Here is a 4623-nt window from a genome sequence, read left to right as displayed (position 1 = left end):
TTCCTTTTCGCCGAGGACGAAAACTCCCGGGGACGCCCCTGGCGTGACACGTCGCCATATCACCCCCATCGCGGCGGGGCCCGTACCGCAGTCGGGGCCCCGCCTCGTGCGTGGTGCGCGCGCACCGGCCGCCCCGGCGGACGGGGACACTCCGGGCGGAGCGCCCCCGTCCACCGGACGGTGTCAGACGCGGTGCAGGTGGAAGGTGAGCGTCAGCTCCTCGTCCGTGAACGCCGCCCCGGATTCCTCGACCGGGTCGCCCTCGGCGAAGTCCGTCGCCAGGACCTCCGTGGAGATCAGCGCCTGGTGGTCCGCCAGCGCCCGGGTCACCTCCGGATCGGTGGCGCGCCAGCGCACCGCGATCCGGTCGGTGACCTCCAGACCGCTGTTCTTGCGGGCTTCCTGCACCAGCCGGATGACGTCGCGGGCGATACCGGCCCGGCGCAGCTCCGGGGTGATCTCCAGGTCGAGCGCCACCGTCGCACCGGTGTCCGAGGCCACCGACCAGCCCTCGCGCGGGGTTTCGGTGATGATGACCTCTTCCGGAGTGAGCGCGATCCGCTCGCCCTCGACCTCGACGGCCGCCGTGCCCGCCCGCAGCGCCGCCGACAACTCGGCGGCGTCCGCCGCCGCGATCGCCTGCGCCACCGGCTGGGTGCGCTTGCCGAACCGGCGGCCCAGCGCACGGAAGTTGGCCTTCGCCGTGGTGTCCACCAGCGAACCGCCCATGTCGGAGAGCGCCGCGAGCCCGGTCACGTTCAGCTCCTCGGCGATCTGCTCCCGCAGATCGTCACCGAGCAGTTCGAAGCCCTGGGCCGCGACCAGCGCCCGCGACAGCGGCTGCCGGGTCTTCACCCCGGACTCCGCACGGGTGGCCCGGCCCAGCTCCACGAGCCGGCGCACCAGCAGCATGTCCTGCGACAGATCGGCGTCCACCCGGGACAGGTCGGCGTCCGGCCAGGACGCCAGGTGCACCGACTCCGGCGCGCCCGGGGTCACCGGCACCACCAAGTCCTGCCAGACCCGTTCGGTGATGAACGGCACCAGCGGGGCCATCAGCCGGGTCACGGTCTCCAGCACCTCGTGCAGGGTGCGCAGCGCGGCCGGCTCGCCCTGCCAGAAGCGGCGGCGGGAGCGGCGCACGTACCAGTTGGACAGATCGTCGACGAAGGTCGAGATCAGCTTGCCGGCCCGCTGGGTGTCGTAGGTGTCCATGGCCTTGGTGACCATGTCGACCAGGGCGTTCAGCTCGCTCAGCAGCCAGCGGTCCAGCAGCGGGCGGGCGTCGGGGGCCGGGTCGGCGTCCGAGGGCGCCCAGCCGGCGGCGCGCGCGTACAGCGACTGGAACGCGACGGTGTTCCAGTAGGTGAGCAGCGTCTTGCGCACCACCTCCTGGATGGTGCCGTGCCCGACCCGGCGGGCCGCCCACGGCGAGCCGCCGGCCGCCATGAACCAGCGCACCGCGTCCGCGCCGTGCCGCTCCATGAGCGGGATGGGCTCCAGGATGTTGCCCAGGTGCTTGGACATCTTGCGGCCGTCCTCGGCGAGGATGTGGCCCAGGCAGACGACCGTCTCGTAGGAGTTGCGGTCGAAGACCAGGGTGCCCACGGCCATGAGGGTGTAGAACCAGCCGCGGGTCTGGTCGATGGCCTCGCAGATGTACTGGGCCGGGTAGCGCTTCTCGAACTCCTCGCGGTTGCGGTGCGGGTAGCCCCACTGCGCGAACGGCATGGCGCCCGAGTCGTACCAGCCGTCGATGACCTCCGGGACCCGGGTGGCGGTGAGCGAGCAGCCCTCGGCCGTGCAGGGGAAGGTGATCTCGTCGATGTACGGGCGGTGCGGGTCCAGGCCCGACTGGTCGGTGCCGGTCAGCTCGCTCAGCTCGGCGAGCGAACCGACGCAGGTGCGGTGGTCCTCGGCGCAGCGCCAGATGGGCAGCGGGGTGCCCCAGTAGCGGTTGCGGGACAGCGCCCAGTCGATGTTGTTGTTGAGCCAGTCGCCGAACCGGCCGTGCTTGACGGAGTCCGGGTGCCAGGTGGTCTTCTCGTTCTCCCGCAGCAGGGCGTCCTTGACCTGGGTGGTGCGGATGTACCAGGACGGCTGTGCGTAGTACAGCAGCGGGGTGTGGCAGCGCCAGCAGTGCGGATAGCTGTGCTCGTAGGCGAGGTGCTTGAAGAGCAGGCCGCGCTGATCGAGGTCGGCGGTCAGGGCCTCGTCGGCCTTCTTGAAGAACTGGCCGCCGACCAGCGGGACGTCCTCGGCGAAGGTGCCGTCCGGGCGGACCGGATTGACCACCGGCAGGCCGTAGGCGCGGCTGACCCGCAGGTCGTCCTCGCCGAAGGCGGGCGCCTGGTGGACCAGGCCGGTGCCGTCCTCGGTGGTGACATAGGTGTCGTTGACGATGAAGTGGGCGTCCTGCTCGAAGGGCACCAGCTCGAAGGGGCGCCGGTAGGTCCAGCGCTCCATCTCGGCGCCGGTGAAGGTCTGCCCGGTGGGGCGCCACTCCTCGCCCAGCGCGCTGCCCAGCAGGGCCTCGGCCACCACCAGCCGCTCGGTGCCGTCGGTGGCCACCGCGTAGGTGACCTCCGGGTGGGCGGCGACGGCGGTGTTGGAGACCAGCGTCCAGGGCGTGGTCGTCCACACCAGCAGCGCGGCCTCCCCGGCCAGCGGGCCGGAGGTGAGCGGCATCCGCACATAGACGGAGGGGTCGACGACCGTCTCGTACCCCTGGGCCAGCTCGTGGTCCGACAGACCGGTGCCGCAGCGCGGGCACCAGGGGGCCACCCGGTGGTCCTGGGTGAGCAGGCCCTTGGAGAAGATCTCCTTCAGGGACCACCACACCGACTCGATGTACTCGGGGTCCATGGTGCGGTAGGCGGCGTCGAGGTCCACCCAGTAGCCCATGCGGGTCGTCAGCTCGGCGAAGGCGTCGGTGTGCCGGGTGACCGAGTCGCGGCACTTGGCGTTGAACTCCGCGATGCCGTAGGCCTCGATGTCCTGCTTGCCGGTGAAGCCCAGTTCCTTCTCCACCGCCAGCTCCACCGGCAGGCCGTGGCAGTCCCAGCCGGCCTTGCGGCTGACGTGGTAGCCGCGCATCGTGCGGTAGCGGGGGAAGGCGTCCTTGAAGACCCGGGCCTCGATGTGGTGGGCCCCCGGCATGCCGTTGGCGGTGGGCGGGCCCTCGTAGAACACCCACTCGGGGCGGCCCTCCGACTGCTTCAGGCTGCGGTCGAACGTCTTGTTCTCGCGCCAGAAGTCGAGGACCGCGTGTTCGAGCGCGGGCAGATCGACTTGGGCCGGCACGGGGCGGTACTGCGTCATCGGCATTCCTCCGGCGGACACACTGATCTCCGTCGGAGGGACGAGAGCCCGGCTCGGGCGCCCGCGGTACCACCCTCCTTGGCCGGGGCGCGGTGGCTGCCGCTGCCTCGGCCCCCTCATTGGGCCGCGATGCCGGGTCTACTCGCCCGCCCGGGGTTGGGGCGGGCTTTCTTCCGGCGGCTCCGGGGTGATCTTCACGCTGCCGCACGCCCCCGGGCTCACACCGTCCCCGGGTCGCTGACGGCTGCCGGACAGCGCTACTCGTCCCCATCCACGCCTTTCGCTGCGCCCAGTGTACGGGGCCGCGAGAAGCACGAACGACCGGTTATCCGGGGGCCGGGCGGGGCACAACGCAGAGGGATCGGCGCGTCCTCGTTGCCGCTCACCCGGGGTCGACTTATCGTTCCGGTCACAATGCGCGAGCACGATCACACTATGTGAAGGGGCCGCCGTGATGGTGGCGAGCGACACCGCCGGGGACCCGCCGGAGGACACACCGGCAGGGTCCGGGAACGGGTCAGAGAAGACATCGACGTCCGAGACGACGCAGACGACGCCGGGGAAGACGGCGGAGCAGCCGGCCGGGAAAGCGGCACCCGCGAAGAAGACGGCGAAGAAACCGGCGAAGAAGACGACCGCGAAGAAGACGGCCGAGAAGTCCACGACGGACGGGACAGGAGCCAAGAAGGTGGCTGCGAAGAACAGCACGAGGGACACGGTGGAGGACTCCTCCGCCGCGGTGCCCGCCGCCCGGCCCGCGAGCGCCGGGGAACTGCCGGTCCGCCCGGGTGAGGATCCGTGGACACCGGAGGAGGTGGCCGAGGCGCGGCAGGGCCTGGCGGAGGACGCGCAGCGGCTGCGGGCGGAGATCGCCGCGTCCGAGGACTCGCTGGCCGGACTGATGCGGGACTCCGGTGACGGCGCCGGGGACGACGAGGCCGACACCGGGTCGAAGAACATCACCCGCGAGCACGAACTGGCGCTGGCGGCCAACGCCCGCGAGATGCTCTACCAGACGGAGAAGGCGCTCGACCGGCTGGCCACCGGGACGTACGGCACGTGCGAGGTGTGCGGCAAGCCGATCGGGAAGGCCCGGATGCAGGCGTTCCCCCGCGCCACCCTGTGCGTGGAGGACAAGCAGCGGCAGGAACGGCGGCTCTGAGGGACGGCGGGCCGGTGGTCGGGTGATCGGACCGCACCGTGTCGTACCCTCAACGTGTGAGCGAGGCGGAGCGCACCATCGAGACACCCGAAGATTCCTCCACTCCGGAGCGTCCGGAGAAGGAAGAGACGGCACCGGAG

At 71.3% G+C, this 4623-nt stretch carries 3 protein-coding genes; 1 reads left to right on the top strand and 2 read right to left on the bottom strand.

The window, feature by feature from the left end; all coding sequences use genetic code 11:
* Positions 1–183 precede the first annotated feature (183 nt).
* Positions 184–3327: an isoleucine--tRNA ligase gene (gene ileS, locus ACFV5N_RS24975; protein ID WP_385603967.1), complete on the bottom strand. Its 3144-nt coding sequence runs from the start codon at positions 3325–3327 to the stop codon at positions 184–186.
* A 132-nt stretch (positions 3328–3459) separates the two neighbouring features.
* Positions 3460–4038, bottom strand: a complete 579-nt coding sequence (locus tag ACFV5N_RS24970) for a hypothetical protein (RefSeq protein ID WP_385603964.1) — start codon at positions 4036–4038, stop codon at positions 3460–3462.
* Between ACFV5N_RS24970 and ACFV5N_RS24965 the strand changes: the two genes are divergently transcribed.
* Positions 4010–4483: a TraR/DksA family transcriptional regulator gene (locus ACFV5N_RS24965; RefSeq protein WP_385603961.1), complete on the top strand. Its 474-nt coding sequence runs from the start codon at positions 4010–4012 to the stop codon at positions 4481–4483. The two genes, ACFV5N_RS24970 and ACFV5N_RS24965, sit on opposite strands and share 29 nt — an antisense overlap.
* The last annotated feature ends 140 nt before the right edge of the window (positions 4484–4623 follow it).

The organism is Streptomyces sp. NPDC059853, from assembly GCF_042731495.1.
Classification (GTDB): Bacteria; Actinomycetota; Actinomycetes; order Streptomycetales; family Streptomycetaceae; genus Streptomyces.
The sequence above is the reverse complement of the archived record's forward strand: the minus strand, read 5'-3'. Positions and strand labels throughout refer to the sequence as shown.

Coding starts and splice junctions, on each gene's coding strand:
- ileS (WP_385603967.1), bottom strand. CDS start 3,327: ATGCCGATGACGCAGTACCGCCCCGTGCCGGCCCAAGTCGATCTGCCC.